Raw genomic sequence first — 17,441 nt, 5'->3', positions numbered from 1 at the left:
CTGTTGCGGCTGCTTTCTCTCGACCTCCTCTGCATTACCCAATGGCAGATCATCTGCTCATTTTTGCCCGTCACCCGGCCCTCGGTCAGGTAAAAACCCGTCTCGCCCACACCATCGGCGATGCAGAAGCCCTGCGCGTTTACCGCGACTTGCTGGCCCATACACACACCGCGGCCCGAAACGTGGAAGCTATCAAAACCCTGTGGCTGGCCGGCGAGCCAACGGCCGCTGGGTCGGAGTTTGACACCTGGCACGACTTTGCCCAGCTGCCGCAGCCCGCTGGCGAATTAGGCGAGCGGATGCAGCACGCCTTCACCGCCGCATTCGAAAACGGTGCCACAGCCGCTGTTATCATCGGTACCGATTGCCCGGAACTGTCCGGTGAGTTGCTGCGGGACGCCTTCGAGCAGCTAACCACCCACGACGTGGTGCTGGGCCCGGCGCTGGACGGCGGATACTACCTACTGGGCATGCGGCGGCTGATTCCCGATTTTTTTCACGGCAAAACCTGGAGCACCGATACCGTTTTCGAGGCCACCTTGGTGGATGCCGCCCGTTTGGGTTTGCACGTGGCGCAACTACCCCCGCTTAGCGACGTGGACACGGCCAGCGACCTGCTCGCGTGGCAGAGCCGCACGAGCAAGTAAAACCCTTAGCAGCAGCTAGCGGCTGGCGCATCGGCCGCAGCTGAAACGGGGGAGGTGGCGGCTGGGCCGCAGGGAAATAAGCCGAAGTGTTGGGTTTTGTCGCCGAGCACGCGGAAGTGAGGCGCAAAGCGAGTTTGGGTAAGCATGTCGGCGGTGTTGCCGCACACCAGCACGGGGCGGCCGGTTTCGAAGAAGTGGTGGTCGTCGAGGGTAAAGCCGTGGGGCTCGTCGGGCGCGGTGCCGAGGTAAGTGGCCACTTGCCCGTAGTCTTCGCACTGGTCCTCCAGGTCGAGCTTAAAAGCCCGAATGGTCATCGAGTAGAATTTGATGTTGCCCACCTGCCGCTCGATGTCGGCGTTGTTGATGCTGAGGCGGCGCTGGGCGGTGAGGCGGTAGTCCCGAATGCCCAACTCGCGCAGCAGGCGGCGGAAGTCTTCGATGTAGAGCGCGCCGCTCAGGCATTCGCCGTACAGCACTGGGTCCTGGCGCAGCGTCTCGGGAATGCGGCGGTCGGAAAACACATCGGCAATAAACATTTCGCCGCCGGGCTTCAGCACCCGGAAAATTTCGCGGTACGTGGCGGCTTTGTCGGTGCTTAGGTTTAGCACGCAGTTGGATACCACTAGGTCCACGGAGTTATCGGCCAGCCCGGCCGAAGCCAGATCTTCGATGTAGCCGTGGCGGAATTCTACGTTGGGCCGGGCGTAGCCAAACCGCTCGGTGTGCGCCTGCACGTGCCGGTTGGCCACGGCCAGCTGCTCCTCGGTCATATCCACCCCAATAACGCGGCCGTGTTCACCCACCAGCTTGGACAGCAAATACACGTCGCGACCCGAGCCCGAGCCCAAGTCGAGCACGGTGAGGCCTTCCACTGCCGAGGGCACACACACGCCGCAGCCGTAGTACTTCTCCAGCACCTCCGACTCCAGTTGGGCCAGAATGCGTTTGTGGGCGGCCGGAATGTCGTCGGTGCAGCAGGCGTTGGTTTTCAGGTCCTGACTGGTGCGCAGCTCGGTGCCGTAGTAGTCCTGTACTTGCTGCTGAACGGTGGTTTCCATGGAGAAACGTTGGATGTAGAGAGAAAAAGGGCGCTGTTAAGCCCGCGCAAGCATACGACATTGCCGTGCGAAGCGGATTGTCGGCGGCTGCCGGGACGTTAACCGGCGCGGCTGCGGCAAAGTTGTACGTGGAAAGTTACTTCCTGTCTTTAGCCGCGCCCAAGTGCCAGCCCGCTCCCCATCGATGGCTTTCTTGCTCGTTGGCACTTTCCTCGGCTACGGAAACGTAGGGGAGAGGTGCGGTACAAACAGCCACCTGTGGGTAGCCGGTAACCACTGCCGTTCGAAAATGGAGCTTTTCTCGGGTGTTTGCGGTATTACCAGCAGGCATGTCGTTCATTTGTGCGTTGTTGCCGTTCGAACCCTTCCGCATGAATCGTAAAAATCTGCTTCAATGGTTGCCTCTGGTTGCGTTTGCCGTGGTCATGCTCACCGACCTGCGCCCCGTGGTGCTGGGCGGCATGCAGCGGGCCTTGCTGGCCACGGGCCTCTGGAAAGCTGAAATTCCGCCCCAAACCGCTGCCGTTCCGGTGGTGCCAACCAGCAGCGCGGTTTACCCGCACAACCTGCCCTTGGTTTCGCCCGAGGGTAAGCGACTGAACCTGAGCGAGCTTAAGGGCAAAGTGGTGTTTGTGAACCTGTGGGCCAGCTGGTGCCCACCCTGCGTGGCCGAAATGCCGGGCATTCAGGCCTTGTACCAGAAAACCGACAAGTCCAAGGTGGCCTTTGTGATGGTTTCTCTCGACGAAAACCCCGCGAAAGCCCAGGCACTGCTCAAGCGGCAGGGCTATACATTTCCGGTGTATTTCCCCACCGGGCCACTGGCGGCGCCGTTTAACTCGCAGTCCATTCCGTCTACCGTTATCCTCGGCCCCGATGGGCAGCTGGCCGCTCGCCACGACGGCATGGCCGACTACGACACCCCTGAATTCAAAGCTGCGCTGGAAAGGCTGGCCAGTAATTAGCCGCTTACCAAACCGGTTTGTTAACGCAATGCTGTGTTTGGGTAAACTGGTTTAACCAATTGAACGTGAAGGCGGAAATACTGGTGTTCTACCTTGTGGAACGCTGCAAGGGGGCGCAAACGCCACTTTTTGCATCCATTTCCGCCGCCAATCGTTCAGGAGGTAACCGGTATTGTCCACCCCGATTCCGCGCTCCGAATGGCAAAGCTGCCCTGCATCCTGCTAGTCGACGACGACCCTACCACCAATTACCTGAACCGCCTCCTGCTGGAGGGCCTGCAGGTAGCTTACCAGGTGCTGATAGCCGAAAACGGCCAAGATGCCTTGCGCTACCTGCGCCAGTACGGCAACGATGCAAGCAAGTGCCCGGCGCTGATTCTGTTGGATATCAACATGCCCGTTCTCAACGGCTTCGAGTTTCTGGAGGCTTACAACGACCTGGCGTTTGCCGGCAAGCCCTCGGTGATTATCGTGATGCTAACCACCTCCCTAAACCCCCGCGACATTAATCGGTTGCAGCACATGCCCCTGAAGGGTTTCCTGAACAAGCCTCTTACCCGGCAAAAAGTAGAGGCTTTGTTCCAGGAACATTTCAACCAGGAACTGCCGGTGTGAATGGCGCCAAAAGCTTCACCGTCAAACTCCTAATAGGCTACTGCTAACGAGTAGTATGGAAGAGCAAATAAGCCCGGCCCGGTGAGTATGCGCAACAAACTCAGCTAAAACCGGGGCTTGCGTATTAGTACCCGAATGCTCCGTAATAACACGGAAATTAACAGAAAAATAGTCGAATACTTATTAAAGGCGTAAGAATATTCACTTATTCCTGAAATATTTATCGGAGGGAGGGTACCGCGGCTACTGCTTTAGCCGGGTGGTTTTTTTGATACAAACGTTCATGGTAAATCCTTTACTGCTGCCGGCAAACGAGGCCGAACGGTTACTGGCGTTGCGCGGCTACCGCATTGTGGGCACTGCCCGCGAAAAGCTTTTCGATCAGGTAGCCCTGATTACGGCTCGTCTGTTTCAAACGCCCCTGGCCCTGGTTTCGTTGGTAGAAGAAAAGGAAGTGTGGTTTAAGGCCGCCCAAGGATTAACCGACGTAGACCGGCTACCCCGCCAGAACAGCCTGTGCTCGGCGGCCATCCTCAACGACCACCTCACCATTTTCGAGGATTTGCAGCGGCACCCCTGCGAGCTGGTAAATTCCGAGGTAGCCGAACAGTTGAACCTGCGCTTTTACGCCGCGCAAAGCCTGACCACGTCGGATGGCCACAACATCGGTGCATTGTGCATTATCGACCACACCCCGCGCACCTTACCGGCGCCGGAACGGGCGGTTTTAGCCCAACTCGCGCAGCTCGTAACGCTGCTGATTGAGCTGCGGGCGTCGGCCATAGAGGCCGGGATGGCGCCGGCTTACTGGCGAACCGTTGAGCAAGTGACAACCCAACCCCTGCGGCAGCTGCTTATCGTTACCAACCGTTTGCGGCGCACCGAATCCCGGATTGCCCGCGAACAGCTCTGGCAAACGGTACTGGGCATTATCGCCGAAACCAGCCAAAAGCTAAGTTAGGGCCGCGCTGGACCGGTTACTGGCGAACGGGGCCGCGCGTTAAAGCCCGGTCTGGCTCGCTTCGGCGCAGGGCTTTCAGGTAAGAAACCAAGTCGTCGAGCTGCTCGGGCGAAATCTCATGCTTTTTAAAGGAAGGCATACGGCCTACTCCGGCAAAGAAAGCGCGGCTCCGAACCCGAAACCGCAACGCCACCCCCGGCAAAGGCACGTTGTTCACCGATGGCCCAGCGCCTGCCTCGCCACCGGGGTGGCATTTCTGGCAGTTGGCCATATACACCAAATGGCCGCGCTGAATTTGGTCGCTGCTATAGTCGAGGGAGCCGGCCAGCGGCTCGCCGCGCCGGGCGGTGGTGCAGGCCACTGCTGCCAGCGCTAAGCCCAGCAAGCTGCTGCACAAGGCCAGGCGCCCCGAGCGGGTGAAAGAAGAGGTCATGGCTTTCATTGTTTGGTGATTTTCCAGACCACGCCCGTTTGCTTGCGCGGGCTTGGTCCCTGTTCCGTCATGGGCATCATGCCAAAATCAACCACGTACAGCGCCTCGCCGTTGGGCGTGAACCGCGCAGCCACGGGCCGCTCCAAGCCAGCTGTTCCGATTTCGGAGCCGGGCCCGTTCGTGCGGCCCTTGTTTACCACAAAATCTTCAATGGAGCCGGTTTGCACGTTCACCCGCACTACTTTGTACCCCACGGGGCCGTACACGCGGCCTACCTCCGGGGCCATATCGCCGAATTGAGCCACAAACGCTTCGCCCGTGTGGCCGAAGGTGGCGGACCGGGAGAAATCGAAGCCATTGGAAGAGGAATGCACCCCCAAAATGGCGGCCGGCTTAGGAGGCTGTTGCGGGTGCGTAGCCAGTAAAAATGAGGGGTCGGCTTTTTTAGGGGTTTCGTAGTCGGAGGTGTTCATGGGTTGCCCGGCCGAGAAATCGGGGAAGCCGTACCAGGCGCCCGGTTGCACCTCCCACAGCACGTCGCCGGCGCCGTAGCTGGGCCGGGAGCCGCGGGTATCGTAGGCGTTTTCGGTGGTGTAAAGCTTGCCATTTGGAGCGAAGGCGAGGCCGAAGGGATTACGCAGGCCCCAGGCTACCAGCTCGGGTGGTCCGCCGCGCAGGGGCACGCGCATAATGGCCCCGGTGCAGGGCAAACGACCCTTTATTACCTGCCCCTTAGTAGTGGCGGTACCAAACGGAACGTAAGCTCCTGTGGTGGCCTTGTCGTCCTTGGCCTCGGTAAGCGGGTTATCGGAGGTGAAATTCTGGCCCGTGAGGGTGATGTCGCGGCAGGGCACGTCGTGGAAATCGGCGCGGCGTGTAAGCCAGCCGAAATCGGCGTTATCGGGGCCCACCACGCCGGAGTTGGTGGCGGTTCCCTGCCCGAAATACAGGTAGCCGTCGGGGCCTACCACGGGGCCGTTGGTATGATGGTCGCCGTAGCTCGGCAGCCCGTCGACCACCACCGACATCTGGCCCTGCGGGGTAATGCGCAAAATGCGTCCGCCCTCCAGCTGCCCGCCTTCCGAAACGTAAAAAGCGCCCTGGTGGTAAGTGAGGCCGGTCCAAGGTCCGTTTTTGCCGCCCACGTACACCTCCTGCACGCTGCCGCCCGCGCCCAGGCGCAGCAGGCGCGGGGCCGTCCATACTTCGCCGTAGGAGTACCCGGCTTCCAGAATATAGGGTGTGTCCTGCTCGTCGAAAGCCACGCCGGTGGGGTAGGTAAGGCCCTGAGCCACGACTTCCACGCGGTAGCCGGCCGGAACGGCTACGTCCTCGGTTTTCACGGTGCGGGTCAGCGGCTCAAAGGTTTGAGGGCCACCGTAATGGCCGCGCAGCTTGTAGCAGCTACTCAAGGCCACGGTCAGCAGCAAAGCAGACGACAGCGTAAAACGACTTGCGCGGGTAAAATGGGCCATAGCAAACGGGCTTGGGAGGAAGAGCGGTTCTCGACAACTACCTCGTATACTGCGCCCTGTTTAAAGGGGTTTCGGCCACTGCATCTTCCGCCGCCTGCTGCGCGTAGTGGGGCTGTACCATTCCCTCGTGTATGCGCCACCGCTACCTGTTCTGGTCTTTGAGCCTGATGTTCGGGCTCTTCGCTGCTCTGCAATACAACGACCCCGATCCGCATCTGTGGGTAACGCTATACCTGCTGCCCGCTGCTGTAATGGCCTGGGCTGCGCTTCGGCCCTTGCCCCGCTGGTTACCGCTGCTGCTGGCCGTGGTGTATGCCGGCCTGGCGGTGTGGTGGTGGCCCGCGCGGTTCGATGGGTTGACGGGCGCCATGAGTCCGGGCACCACGGTGGAAGAGGGGCGGGAGGCACTCGGGCTCCTGATTTGCGCTACGGCCCTCTTGGTGGCTGCCTGGCTGGGAAGCAGTAGCCGCTCCGCTCCGGCATCGGCATGAGGCAGTTGTTGGTACTTAGCGCCGCATTACTGGCGCTGCTCACTTCGGCCCACGGCGCAGCCCTGCCCGATTCCACCAAGCTGCGCCGGGTGGGGGTGTTGCCCGTGCCTGCCATTGGGTACTCGCCCGAAACCCGCGGGTACGTGGGGGCCGTGGCCCTGCTCACCCTGCGCCTATACCCGCACGACACGGCCACGCGCACCTCAAACGCCAAGGTGGAGGTGAACTTCACCCGAAACCGGCAGCGCATTTTTAACGCCGAATGGACGCTGCTGCTCCGCCGCGAGCAGTACCTGAGCCAAGGTCTGGTTTCCTATCAGCGTTTCCCCGAGTATTTCTGGGGCGTAGGAAACGACGCGCCCGAATCGGCCAAAGAGCTGCTCGATAGCCGTAGGGTAGAGTTGCGCGCCACGTTTTTGCGCCAGCTGCGGCCGTTTGTGTTTGCCGGGCCCCGGGTGCAGCTCCAGCACCTCTACGATCTGCGCCCGGCTGCCGGCGGACTGCTGGAGCGTGGCCAGGTGCCGGGCAGCGGCGGCGGTACCAGCAGCGGCGCCGGCTACGAAGTGGTATACGACGGCCGCGACAACCTGCTGAACCCGCAGCGGCGTGGTTACGTGCGCCTTGCCCAAACCTATTTCGGCGGCTGGCTGGGCTCCGACTTCCGTTTCACCCGCTACGAGCTTGATGCCCGGCGTTACCGCCGCCTTGGCCGCAAAGTGGTGCTGGCGGGCCAGCTAACGGCCACGCTACACAGTGGGCAGCCGCCGTTCCGCATGCTAGCCCTGCTGGGTTCCGATGCCGACATGCGCGGCTATTACCGCGGCCGGTTCCGGGACCGGCAGTATGCTGCGGCCCAGGCCGAGCTGCGCGTGCCTTTGTTTTGGCGGGTGGGCGCGGTGGCGTTTGGCGGTGCCGGGCAGGTTGCCAGGAATCTGGGAGGCTTTGGGCTACACGATTTAAAACCCAGCGCCGGGGTAGGCCTGCGTTTTTTGGTGGACAAGCGCGAAAACGTGAACCTCCGCTTCGACTACGGGGTGGGCCAACAGGGCAACTCGGGCTTCTACGTGGCGTTTGGCGAGGCTTTTTAACCATTGAGGCCGGGGCGTTTGCCAGGCAGCTGGGTTCAGGTGTAAACGCGTTAATACTGCGGAAATGCTAAGCCCTGTTCAGCGAACCAGACGGGTAGGCATTATTTTGAATTCGTTGCATAAATTAAGCGGCGGCAACGGTTGCCGATTTCGGTACTGAAAACCGGAGCCGGAATGCGGCGAGAAGCCAGCACCCCCGGCGCATACACAGTTTGCCTGCCTTCCGGCCAGGGCCCTCAGCTTTTCCCATGCAGTTACTTGCGTCTTACCCCTTCCTGCGCCTTTACCTGCTCCAAGCCAGCAACCGCTGCGCCATCGAAGCCGAGTGGCTTGGCTACACCAGCAGCGGGTGGCTGCGCAAGGCCTTAACCGAGGGCATAGCGCAAGTAGAAAAGCACCGCGCCATTGCCTGGATAGCCGACGACCGTCTCATCGGTCCCATATCGGCGGAGGATCTGAGCTGGACGGCATCCGTAATGATGCCCGCTATTATTGCCACCGGTTTGCAGCGCATTGCCATGGTGGAAGCTGTAACCCCAACCAACAGGCTGCTGATCAACGACTCTATCGATGCCAGTTTCCCTGCCGCACAAGTGGAGCTGCGGCGCTTTGCCAATTTAACCGACGCACGGCGCTGGGCCTTGGGCTGAGCCCATTTCCCGCAGTACGCTGCGGGTACATGCGCCAAGCCGCTGGGGGTAGATTAGATTTCCAGTTTAAAATACCCTCCCCGGCCTTTCAGCGAAGACTGCCGAATGACCAGGTCGCCGGAAATAACGAAAGTGCGTGGCTTGAAATCCTCCTTTTGGCGCACCTGGTCGAGGAAGAGCCGGGCGGCTTGCTGGCCCAGTCGGTGCGGGTGCAGGTTCACCGTGGTCAGGCCAGGCTCCACCAGCGCGGCCAGAAACTCGTCGCCAAAACCGGCCACGGCCACGTCCTGCGGAATGCGCAGGCCGCGCTGTTTCAGGGCCAGCATAATATCGAAGGCGTTGCGGTAGCTGATGGCAAAAATGGCGTCGGGGGGCTCGGGCAGGGCCATCCAGGCATCCAGCGCCGCCAGGGCCGAGTCGGGCTGGAAGTTGCTATGCACCTCGTATTCAGGCCGCACCGGCATGCGGTAGCGCCGCAGCGCATTCTGGTAGCCGCTGATGCGCTGCTTGCTGATAAGCAGCGTTTCGGGGCCGGCCAGAATGGCAATGCGCTGGCAGCCTTCCTGAATAAGATGCTCGGTAACGGCGTAGGCGCCGCCCCAGTCGTCGAGCACCACCTGGGCGCTGTCCACCTCGTTGCACACGCGGTCGAAGTGCACGATAGGCACGCCCTTGCTGGCGTGCTGCATCACGTGGTCGAAGTTTTGGGTGTCGCGGGAGTGGCAAATCAGCAGGCCGTCTACGCGGCTGGCCAGCAGGGCCTGCACGTTGCTCACCTCCATGTCGTACGACTCCTTCGACTGGCATATCATGACGCGGTAGCCAGCTTCGGCGGCCACCTCCTGAATGCCGCTCACGCAGGTGGCAAAAAACGGCCGTTCGATGTCGGGAATCACCACCCCAATGGTGTGCGTGGCGCTGCTTTTCAGGCTTTGAGCCAGCAGGTTCGGCTGGTAGTCGAGCTGCCGGGCCACTGCAATAATGGCCTCGCGGGTATTGCTGTTAATGTCGGAGTGGCCGTTCAGGGCCCTCGATACCGTGGAAGGCGCCACGCCCAGCACCTTGGCCACGTCGCTGATGGTGGTTTGGTGGCGTTTGCGCTCGGGTGCGCGGGGCACTTGGTGGTCGATGAAATGGTAGTCGCAGAGCTTGCAGAAGAACCGTTGCCGGCCGCGAATAAAGCCCGCGCGCTGCACCCCGTCGGGCGAGCTGCATTTGCTGCATTTCATCATGGGTGAACGAGGGGGAAATGGGATTTTAGAAAAATCCCGTGGGCGAGGGGAGAAGCGGAGCCGCTGGGTAGCGTTTGATTATTTGAAGATAATCTGAGGAAAAAAAATTATTCCATCGGATCAGAAAGTTACCTATCGTAACCGTTTTCGAAAACGTTTCCGATAGTTTTATTTCGAAATCAGGGTGTTTTGGGCGTTTTGCGAGTAGCGCGGCGTCCATTCGTCCCTATATCTTCGACGGCAAGAACACCTGTCGGGCCCCGCTGCTTTTCCCCCATTGTCGCGTTGCTGAACAGGATAGGTAGCTCTGCTAATTGTACTTTTTGCCAAGCGCGCGTATGATCCCCTCCATGCGCTGGTTCGGTCCATCCGACCCGGTTTCGTTGTTTGCTATCCGCCAGGCAGGCTGTGCCGGTGTGGTAACCGCCCTGCACCAGGTGCCCGTGGGCGAGGTGTGGACGGTGGAGGACATTCGGGCCCGGCAGCAGCTCATTGAGGCTGATAACGCGGCGTACGCGCCGCTGCACTGGCTGGTGGTGGAAAGCCTGCCCGTACACGAGGACATCAAGAAAGGCCTGCCCACGCGGAAGCGCTACATCGAGAATTACCAGCAAAGCCTGCGCAACCTGGCGGCTTGCGGCCTGCGCACGGTGTGCTACAACTTTATGCCGGTGCTGGACTGGTCGCGCACCAACCTCAGCTACGAAATGCCCGACGGCTCGCGCGCCCTGCGTTTTGTGTGGCAGGACTTCGCCGTGTTCGACCTCTGCATTTTGAAGCGGCCTGGGGCCCACGTCGATTACGAGCCCGCCGTAACGGCCGCCGCCCACGAGCAGTTTGGCCGCATGAGCCCCGAGGAGCGGCAGCAGCTGAGCAACACGGTGCTGCTGGGTTTGCCCGGCTCGGAAGAAGCCTTCGAGCTGGCCGGCTTTCAGGCTCTGCTCGACGAGTACGCGGCCATTGGGGCCGACGAGTTGCGCGAAAACCTGCACTACTTTATGCGCCAGGTGGGGCCCGTGGCGGCCGAAGCCGGCGTGAACCTCTGCATTCACCCCGACGATCCGCCGTTTCCGCTGCTGGGCCTGCCGCGCGTGATGAGCACCGAAGCCGACATTGCGGCCCTGTTTGCGGCTTTCGACCACCCCGCCAACGGCCTCACCTACTGCACCGGTTCCTTGGGCGTGCGCCCCGATAACGACCTGCCCGGCATTGTGCAGCGGCACGGCCACCGCATCCACTTCGTGCATTTGCGCGCCACCAAGCGCGAAGAAAACCCGCGCAACTTCCACGAAGCCGACCACCTGACCGGCGACGTGGACATGTACGCCGTGGTGCGCGAGCTGGTACTGCAGGAGCAGCGCCGCGAACGGCGCGGGTTTGCGCAGCCCGCCCTGCCCATGCGCCCCGACCACGGCCACCAAATGCTCGACGACCTTCACAAGAAAACCTACCCCGGCTACTCTGCCATTGGCCGCCTGCGGGGGCTGGCCGAGCTGCGGGGCCTGGAGTTGGGCATTCGCCGCTCCCTGGAAGCCGAGGCAGCCAGCATCCTTACCACCGAAACCGCCCGCACCCTCGCTTAACTACCCGTTCCGCTTCTGCCTTGCCTTCCCGTTATGCTGCTTCGCTCGCTTGTTCCCCTGCTGTTCACTCTGCTAGCCGCCGCGCCGTTCTGCGTGGCCGACGACGGGTACCGGCTGTGGCTGAAGTACGACGTGGTGGCCGATGCCGCCCTGCGCAAGGAGTACCAGCGGGCGGCGCAGTTTATCGTGGCCGGCGGTGAATCGGCTACGCTGAAAACGGCGGCCGAGGAGCTGCAGCAAGGGTTGCAAGGTATGCTGGGCAAAGCGGTGCCGATGGTGGGGGAGGAGAAGGGCCGGAAAGGCGGCATCATTTTACGAACCGACGCCGCTGCGGCCAAAAACGCCCCGCTGGGTCCCGAAGGCTACCGCGTTTTCACCGACAAGCAGAACATCGTAATTACTGGCCGCACCGATGCGGCTGTACTCTACGGCAGCTTCGCGCTGCTGCGGCAGCTGCAAACGCGCCAGCCACTGACAAACCTCGCGCTAACCAGCACACCCAAGATTCAGCACCGCCTGCTCAACCACTGGGACAATCCCAACGGCACCGTGGAGCGCGGCTACGCGGGTTCCTCCATCTGGAAGTGGTACGAGCTGCCCGAGGTCATTGATCCGCGCTACCGCGACTATGCCCGCGCCAACGCCTCGGTGGGCATTAACGGCGTGGTGCTGAATAACGTGAATGCCTCGGCCCGCTACCTCACCGCCGAATACCTGCAAAAGGTGGCTGCCGTGGCCGGCGTGCTGCGCCCGTATGGCATTCGGGTGTATTTGTCGGTGTTCTGGGCCGCGCCCAAAACCATCGGTGGCCTGCCCACCGCCGATCCGCTCGACCAGAAGGTGCGGCAGTGGTGGACAAGCAAAACCGACGAAATTTACCGCGCCATTCCCGATTTCGGCGGCTTTCTGGTAAAGGCCAACTCCGAGGGGGAGCCCGGCCCGCAGGATTACGGCCGCCACCACGCCGACGGGGCCAACATGCTGGCCGCCGCCCTGGGCCAGCACGACGGGCTGGTGATGTGGCGCGCCTTCGTGTACAAAGCCGACGCCAAGGGCGACCGGTTTAAAGCCGCCAGCCAGGAGTTTCTGCCCCTCGACGGTAAGTTTGCGCCGAAAGTGCTGGTGCAGGTAAAGAACGGCCCCATCGATTTTCAGGCCCGGGAGCCTTTTCATCCGCTGTTTGGGGCCATGCCGCGCACGCCGTTGGTGCTGGAAGTGCAGCTCACCCAGGAATACCTGGGCTTTGCTACCCACGCCGTGTACCTGGCTCCGCTCATCAAAGAATGCCTCGATGCCGACACCCACGCCAAGGGCCCAGCTTCTACGGTAGCCCGGGTAGTGGACGGCTCCGTGGACCAGCACGCCGTGAGCGGCATTGCGGGCGTGGCCAACATTGGCGCCGACCGCAACTGGACCGGGCACCCGCTGGGTCAGGCCAACTGGTACGCCTACGGCCGCTTGGCCTGGGACCACACGCTCACTTCGCAGGCCATTGCCGAGGAGTGGACGCGGCAAACCCTCACCACCGAGCCCCGGGCCGTGGCCACCGTGGCGGGCCTGATGCAGCAAACGCGCAGCATTTACGTGCGCTATACCACGCCGCTGGGCCTGCACCACATTATGGGGCAGAGCATTCATTACGGCCCCGAGCCCTGGCTGGCCCAGAGCGACCGGCCCGACTGGACGTCGGTGTACTACCACCGCGCCGATTCCGAGGGCCTGGGCTTCGACCGCACCGCCACGGGCTCGAACGCGCTGAAACTATACCAGCCCGCCGTGCAACAACTTTGGGGTAATCCGCAAACGATTGCGCCCGACTACCTGCTCTGGTTTCACCATGTGCCTTGGAGCCAGCCGCTAAGCACCGGCCGCACGCTTTGGGACGAGCTGTGCACCCGCTACTACACCGGCGCCGACTCGGTACAGTGGCTGCAGCAGCAGTGGGCCAGCGTGCGGCCGCAGCTGGACGCCGCCCTGCACGCCGACGTGGCCGCCCGCCTGCAAACCCAGCACAAGGAAGCCCTGTGGTGGCGCGACGCCTGCGTGCTGTACTTCCAAACCTGGTCGCGCCGGCCCATACCGGCCCCTTTTACGCCCCCGCAACGCACCCTGGCCGATGTAAAGCAGCTCGTGGACCTCTACCAGCTGCGCTAACCCCCTTGCATTACTCCCGCATGGCACCCCATATCAAACATCTTACGTCACCGCTCCCGCAGGCAAACGGGCAGCACCAGCCCAACCCGTTTTCATTGGAGGGCAAACTAGCCCTGGTTACCGGCGGGGGCAGCGGCATTGGGCTGGAAATAGCCCGCTGCATGAGCGTAGCCGGCGCCACCGTGGTTATTACCGGCCGCCGCGAAACCGTGCTGCAGGACGCCGTAGCCGAACTGGGCGAATCGGTGCACTACCTCACCAACGACATTTGCGAGCTGGACCGGCTGGACGGCCTGGTGGAACACATCGAAGCCACCTTCGGGCCGCTGGACATCTTGGTGAACAACGCCGGCGTGAACATGAAAAAGCCCGCTTTGGAAGTCACCGACGAAGAATTTAGCCGCATTATTCACACCAACCTGAACGCCGTGTTTTCGCTCACGCGGGCCTGCGCCGCCCGCATGGTGGAGCGCCGCCGCGGCTGCATCCTCATGATTTCGTCCATGGCCGCCTACTACGGCATCGATCGGGTGGTGGCGTACGCGGCCTCCAAGTCGGCGGTGGAAGGCATGGTAAAGGTGCTGGCTTCCGAATTCTCCAAGTACAACGTGCGGGTTAACGCCATTGCGCCGGGCTTCATTGAAACCGAGATGAGCCGCACCGCCATGAACAGCGACCCGGACCGCCGCGACCGGGCCATGCGGCGCACGCCCATGGGCAAGTTTGGTCAGCCCCAGGACATCGGCCACGCCGCCGTGTTCCTGGCCTCGGAGGCGGCCCGCTACATCACGGGCGCCTCGCTGCCCGTCGACGGCGGCAATTCCATCGGCTTCTGACGCTTTTCGGCGGCCGCAACCCTGAACTCCTCTCAACTTTTCCTCTCTTACAACTTTCCCACAGCCATGAGAATACCTTTATCTAACTCGGCCCTGCGCCTGGGGTGGCCGCTGCTCACGGTTGCCGCGCCTTTGGCGCTGGCTTCGGTGGCGCCCCTTCAGGTGATGGCCCAAACCACCCAAACGGTATCGGGCCGCGTGACCGGTCCCGACAACAGCGGCCTGCCTGGGGTTACGGTTGTGGTGAAAGGCACTACCCAGGGCACCAACACGGCCGTTGACGGCTCGTTTTCCATTAACGTACCGGCTGGCGCCACGCTCACGTTTTCCTCGGTGGGCTACACAGCCCAGGAGGTGGTAGTGGGCAGCCAAACCACGCTTAATATTCGGCTGAGCGAAGACACCAAAGCCCTGGAGGAAGTGGTGGTGGTGGGCTACGGTACCCAGCGCAAAAGCCAGGTAACGGGCGCTATTTCGTCGGTTGATGAGCAGGCCCTGCGCGACGTGCCGGTGGCCAACATAGGCCAGGCCCTGCAGGGGCGCGCGGCGGGCGTAAACATTTCCAGCAGCAGCAACGCCCCCGGCCAGAACCCGGTTATCCGCATCCGCGGCAACCGATCCATTGTGGCCAGCAACGACCCGCTGCTGGTGGTGGACGGCGTGCCTTACGATGGCAACCTGAACGACCTGAACCCGGACGACATCGTGTCGCTGGAAGTGCTGAAAGATGCTTCCTCAACGGCCATTTACGGGGCCCGCGGCGCCAACGGTGTTATTCTTATCAGCACTCGGCGTGGGAAAGCCGGCGCCACCCGCGCCACGTACAGCGGCTACTACGGTACCCGCCGCGCCCAACGTTTTGATTTGCAGAACGGCCAGGAGTACTACCAGTTCCGGCGTCAGGCTTTTCTGGCTGGGGGCAACTCCAACCCCGAAGGAACGGCCAGCTTCCTAACCCAGCAGGAGCGCGACAACTACGCCGCCGGCCGCAGCTTCGATTTCCAGGATTTGCTGTTTCAGGACGGCCGCATCCAGAACCACGCCCTGGGCCTTTCGGGCGGCACGGAGCAAACGCAGTATTCCGCTTCGCTGGGCTACTATGACGAAACCGGCGTGGTGCCGGTGCAGCAGTTGCAGCGCTATTCCCTGCGCGGCACCTTAGACCAGCAAGTGGGCACGCGCATCAAGGTGGGGCTGAACACGCTCAATAGCTTCACCCAGCAGGATGATCCGACGCTCAACATCATGAATAACATTCTGACGGCCAGCCCGCTGGCCTCGCCTTATGATGCCGACGGCCTTCCGGTGCTGTACCCCAATACCGATACCGCTCTGCCCAACCCGCTGACCTACTACACCGAAAACGCGCACAAGGAGCAGAGCCGCCGCCTGCGCAGCTTCAACAGCCTGTACGGACAGGTGAACATCCTGAAAGGACTGGATTACCGCCTGAACCTAGGCCTAGATGCCCGCTCCGAAAACTACGGCAACTTCTACGCCTCTAACACCCCGGCCCGTACCCTGGCCGTAAACCAGGCCCAGCGCAACAACACCAACGCGTTTAACCTGCTGGCGGAAAACCTGCTGATTTACAACCACACCATTGCCGAAAAGCACGCCATTAACTTTACCGGCCTCTACAGCTGGCAGGGTTTCCGCACCGATAACTTCTCGACGACGGCGCAGGACCTGCCCGCCGCTTACCAGCTTTACAACAACCTGGGCGCGGGCAAACCGGTAGCCACCAGCAGCAATTTTCAGCGCTGGGACATTACCTCGCTGATGGGCCGCCTCAACTACGCTTACGACAACCGCTACTCCGCCACGCTCACCATTCGCCGCGACTACTCCTCGCGCTTGGGCGGCCAGGGCGACAATTTTCCGTCGGCGGCCGTGGCCTGGAATGTGGCCAACGAGTCGTTTATGCTGGACCGCAGCTGGATCAACCAACTGAAGCTGCGCGGCAGCATTGGCCGCACCGGCAGTACCGCCATTAATCCCTACCAAACGCTGGGCTCTTTGCAGTCGAGCCTGGGCAATGGTTATTACAACTACGGCGCCACCGGGGCTGTGGGCGTGGTACCCGGCTCCATTCCGAACCCAGACCTGAAGTGGGAGTACACCACCACCATCAACTTTGGCCTGGACTTCGGCTTCTTCGACAACCGTGTGAACGGTTCGGTGGAGCTCTACCGGCAGCGCACCAACGACCTGCTTCTGCCCGACGCCCTGCCCGGCGCCAGCGGCTTTACCTCGGTGGTGGTAAACGCCGGCCAAACCCAGAACCGCGGCGTGGAATTAACCCTGTCGACCACCAACCTGCGCTCAGAAGGCGGCTTTGAGTGGATTACGGACTGGAATTTCACGGTGAACCGGGAGAAGATTCTGGACCTGAACCTGCGCGACGAGCAGGGCAACAAGCGCGACGACATCGGCAACCAGCGCTTTATCGGGCAGCCGCTGTACGTGTTGTACGACTTCAAGAAAATCGGCATCTGGCAGCTGGGCGAAGAGTCGGAAGCGGCGCGCTACGGCGTGCGGCCCGGCCAAATCCGGTTTGAAGACGTGAACAACGACGGCAAGATTGACGCCGCCGACCGGCAGATTCTGGGCACGCGCCAGCCCAAGTTTGAGGCCGGCCTCACCAACCGCTTCCGCTTCAAAGGCTTCGACCTGACGGCCGTGGCCCTCACCCGCGTGGGCGCCACCATCGTCGATCCGCTGCTGTTCGGCCCCTCGTACTTCACCACCTTTGAAGGCCGCCGCAACCAGATCAACCTCGATTACTGGACCCCGCAAAACCCAACCAACAACTTCCCGCAGCCGCGCCAGGGCAACGGCGACTTTCCGCCCGACAGCCGCGTGCTGGGCTACGTGAGCGGCACCTTCATCAAGGTCCGCAGCATCGATTTGGGCTACACGCTGCCAACCAGCGTGGTTAGCAAAGCCAAAATAAGCACGGCCCGCCTTTACGTGCAGGTGCAGAACCCGCTGATTTGGTCGCCGGTGGATGTGTACAAAAAGAACAAGGCCATCGACCCCGATGCCCTCTCGTACTCTTCGCGCTTTAACGCTTCGGGCGGGGCCGCCAACGGCATCGAGTTTACCGACGGCAACCCCAACACCAACAGCCCCGGCCTGGCCGGGCGGGGGGTGTCGTCGCCGGCGCTGCGCTCCTTTATCGTGGGTGTGAACCTGGGCTTCTAAAACCTGCCAGCCGCCGCAAGCAGGGAGGAAGTGCCGCGCATACCCG

15 protein-coding genes are annotated in these 17,441 nt (G+C 61.9%); 11 read left to right on the top strand and 4 right to left on the bottom strand.

Features of this window, described 5'->3' with window-relative positions:
* Positions 1-41 precede the first annotated feature (41 nt).
* Positions 42-647: a TIGR04282 family arsenosugar biosynthesis glycosyltransferase gene (locus tag ABD903_RS10245; protein ID WP_345223886.1), complete on the top strand. Its 606-nt coding sequence runs from the start codon at positions 42-44 to the stop codon at positions 645-647.
* Positions 648-652: 5 nt separating this feature from the next.
* Here ABD903_RS10245 and ABD903_RS10240 read toward each other — a convergent pair whose 3' ends face one another.
* Entirely contained in the window at positions 653-1,705 is a 1,053-nt protein-coding gene (locus ABD903_RS10240; RefSeq protein ID WP_345223884.1) for a methyltransferase domain-containing protein, read from the bottom strand.
* A gap of 371 nt (positions 1,706-2,076) precedes the next feature.
* On the opposite strand from ABD903_RS10240, the gene ABD903_RS10235 reads away from it, so the two are divergent.
* The 3 genes from ABD903_RS10235 to ABD903_RS10225 all read left to right on the top strand — a co-directional run bounded on the left by ABD903_RS10235 (position 2,077) and on the right by ABD903_RS10225 (position 4,246).
* Positions 2,077-2,670: a TlpA family protein disulfide reductase gene (locus tag ABD903_RS10235; RefSeq protein ID WP_345223882.1), complete on the top strand. Its 594-nt coding sequence runs from the start codon at positions 2,077-2,079 to the stop codon at positions 2,668-2,670.
* Between the two features lie 198 nt (positions 2,671-2,868).
* Positions 2,869-3,285 (top strand): response regulator, encoded by a 417-nt coding sequence (locus ABD903_RS10230; RefSeq protein WP_345223881.1) that lies wholly within the window; start codon positions 2,869-2,871, stop codon positions 3,283-3,285.
* Positions 3,286-3,568: 283 nt separating this feature from the next.
* The gene (locus ABD903_RS10225; protein ID WP_345223878.1) at positions 3,569-4,246 is read left to right on the top strand and encodes a GAF domain-containing protein; all 678 of its coding nucleotides are present in this window, start codon (positions 3,569-3,571) and stop codon (positions 4,244-4,246) included.
* Positions 4,247-4,262: 16 nt separating this feature from the next.
* Here ABD903_RS10225 and ABD903_RS10220 read toward each other — a convergent pair whose 3' ends face one another.
* Both ABD903_RS10220 and ABD903_RS10215 read right to left on the bottom strand, forming a co-directional pair.
* A complete protein-coding gene (locus ABD903_RS10220) occupies positions 4,263-4,679 on the bottom strand; it encodes a c-type cytochrome (protein ID WP_345223876.1) in 417 nt (138 codons plus the stop codon).
* 5 nt (positions 4,680-4,684) lie between these two features.
* On the bottom strand, positions 4,685-6,154 hold the full coding sequence (locus ABD903_RS10215; protein WP_345223874.1) for a PQQ-dependent sugar dehydrogenase: 1,470 nt from the start codon (positions 6,152-6,154) through the stop codon (positions 4,685-4,687).
* Between the two features lie 131 nt (positions 6,155-6,285).
* On the opposite strand from ABD903_RS10215, the gene ABD903_RS10210 reads away from it, so the two are divergent.
* The 3 genes from ABD903_RS10210 (at position 6,286) to ABD903_RS10200 (ending at position 8,383) form a co-directional block, all read left to right on the top strand.
* Positions 6,286-6,645, top strand: coding sequence for a transmembrane 220 family protein (locus ABD903_RS10210; protein WP_345223872.1), 360 nt, complete (start codon positions 6,286-6,288; stop codon positions 6,643-6,645).
* The gene (locus ABD903_RS10205; protein WP_345223871.1) at positions 6,642-7,733 is read left to right on the top strand and encodes a BamA/TamA family outer membrane protein; all 1,092 of its coding nucleotides are present in this window, start codon (positions 6,642-6,644) and stop codon (positions 7,731-7,733) included. The genes ABD903_RS10210 and ABD903_RS10205 overlap by 4 nt, the downstream gene beginning before the upstream one ends.
* A gap of 248 nt (positions 7,734-7,981) precedes the next feature.
* Entirely contained in the window at positions 7,982-8,383 is a 402-nt protein-coding gene (locus tag ABD903_RS10200; protein ID WP_345223869.1) for a hypothetical protein, read from the top strand.
* Positions 8,384-8,436: 53 nt separating this feature from the next.
* Here the strand turns inward: ABD903_RS10200 and ABD903_RS10195 are convergent, their stop codons facing one another.
* Entirely contained in the window at positions 8,437-9,615 is a 1,179-nt protein-coding gene (locus ABD903_RS10195; protein WP_345223868.1) for a LacI family DNA-binding transcriptional regulator, read from the bottom strand.
* A gap of 338 nt (positions 9,616-9,953) precedes the next feature.
* Between ABD903_RS10195 and uxuA the strand changes: the two genes are divergently transcribed.
* The 4 genes from uxuA (at position 9,954) to ABD903_RS10175 (ending at position 17,395) form a co-directional block, all read left to right on the top strand.
* Positions 9,954-11,198, top strand: coding sequence for a mannonate dehydratase (uxuA, locus tag ABD903_RS10190; protein ID WP_345223866.1), 1,245 nt, complete (start codon positions 9,954-9,956; stop codon positions 11,196-11,198).
* Between the two features lie 33 nt (positions 11,199-11,231).
* Positions 11,232-13,352, top strand: a complete 2,121-nt coding sequence (locus tag ABD903_RS10185) for an alpha-glucuronidase family glycosyl hydrolase (protein ID WP_345223864.1) — start codon at positions 11,232-11,234, stop codon at positions 13,350-13,352.
* A gap of 20 nt (positions 13,353-13,372) precedes the next feature.
* Positions 13,373-14,188: an SDR family NAD(P)-dependent oxidoreductase gene (locus ABD903_RS10180; protein WP_345223862.1), complete on the top strand. Its 816-nt coding sequence runs from the start codon at positions 13,373-13,375 to the stop codon at positions 14,186-14,188.
* Between the two features lie 66 nt (positions 14,189-14,254).
* Positions 14,255-17,395, top strand: a complete 3,141-nt coding sequence (locus ABD903_RS10175; protein WP_345223860.1) for a SusC/RagA family TonB-linked outer membrane protein — start codon at positions 14,255-14,257, stop codon at positions 17,393-17,395.
* The last annotated feature ends 46 nt before the right edge of the window (positions 17,396-17,441 follow it).

The sequence above is a fragment of the Hymenobacter koreensis genome, from assembly GCF_039541855.1.
Taxonomy (GTDB): domain Bacteria; phylum Bacteroidota; class Bacteroidia; order Cytophagales; family Hymenobacteraceae; genus Solirubrum; species Solirubrum koreensis.
This window is presented reverse-complemented; position numbering and strand designations above follow the sequence as displayed.

Excerpts from the sequence above, each read along its gene's own strand:
- ABD903_RS10210 (WP_345223872.1), top strand. The coding sequence starts at position 6,286 with ATGCGCCACCGCTACCTGTTCTGGTCTTTGAGCCTGATGTTCGGGCTC.
- ABD903_RS10215 (WP_345223874.1), bottom strand. The coding sequence starts at position 6,154 with ATGGCCCATTTTACCCGCGCAAGTCGTTTTACGCTGTCGTCTGCTTTG.
- ABD903_RS10225 (WP_345223878.1), top strand. The coding sequence starts at position 3,569 with ATGGTAAATCCTTTACTGCTGCCGGCAAACGAGGCCGAACGGTTACTG.
- ABD903_RS10180 (WP_345223862.1), top strand. The coding sequence starts at position 13,373 with ATGGCACCCCATATCAAACATCTTACGTCACCGCTCCCGCAGGCAAAC.
- ABD903_RS10230 (WP_345223881.1), top strand. The coding sequence starts at position 2,869 with ATGGCAAAGCTGCCCTGCATCCTGCTAGTCGACGACGACCCTACCACC.
- ABD903_RS10185 (WP_345223864.1), top strand. The coding sequence starts at position 11,232 with ATGCTGCTTCGCTCGCTTGTTCCCCTGCTGTTCACTCTGCTAGCCGCC.
- ABD903_RS10235 (WP_345223882.1), top strand. The coding sequence starts at position 2,077 with ATGAATCGTAAAAATCTGCTTCAATGGTTGCCTCTGGTTGCGTTTGCC.
- ABD903_RS10240 (WP_345223884.1), bottom strand. The coding sequence starts at position 1,705 with ATGGAAACCACCGTTCAGCAGCAAGTACAGGACTACTACGGCACCGAG.
- ABD903_RS10245 (WP_345223886.1), top strand. The coding sequence starts at position 42 with ATGGCAGATCATCTGCTCATTTTTGCCCGTCACCCGGCCCTCGGTCAG.
- ABD903_RS10220 (WP_345223876.1), bottom strand. The coding sequence starts at position 4,679 with ATGACCTCTTCTTTCACCCGCTCGGGGCGCCTGGCCTTGTGCAGCAGC.
- uxuA (WP_345223866.1), top strand. The coding sequence starts at position 9,954 with ATGATCCCCTCCATGCGCTGGTTCGGTCCATCCGACCCGGTTTCGTTG.
- ABD903_RS10195 (WP_345223868.1), bottom strand. The coding sequence starts at position 9,615 with ATGATGAAATGCAGCAAATGCAGCTCGCCCGACGGGGTGCAGCGCGCG.
- ABD903_RS10200 (WP_345223869.1), top strand. The coding sequence starts at position 7,982 with ATGCAGTTACTTGCGTCTTACCCCTTCCTGCGCCTTTACCTGCTCCAA.
- ABD903_RS10175 (WP_345223860.1), top strand. The coding sequence starts at position 14,255 with ATGAGAATACCTTTATCTAACTCGGCCCTGCGCCTGGGGTGGCCGCTG.
- ABD903_RS10205 (WP_345223871.1), top strand. The coding sequence starts at position 6,642 with ATGAGGCAGTTGTTGGTACTTAGCGCCGCATTACTGGCGCTGCTCACT.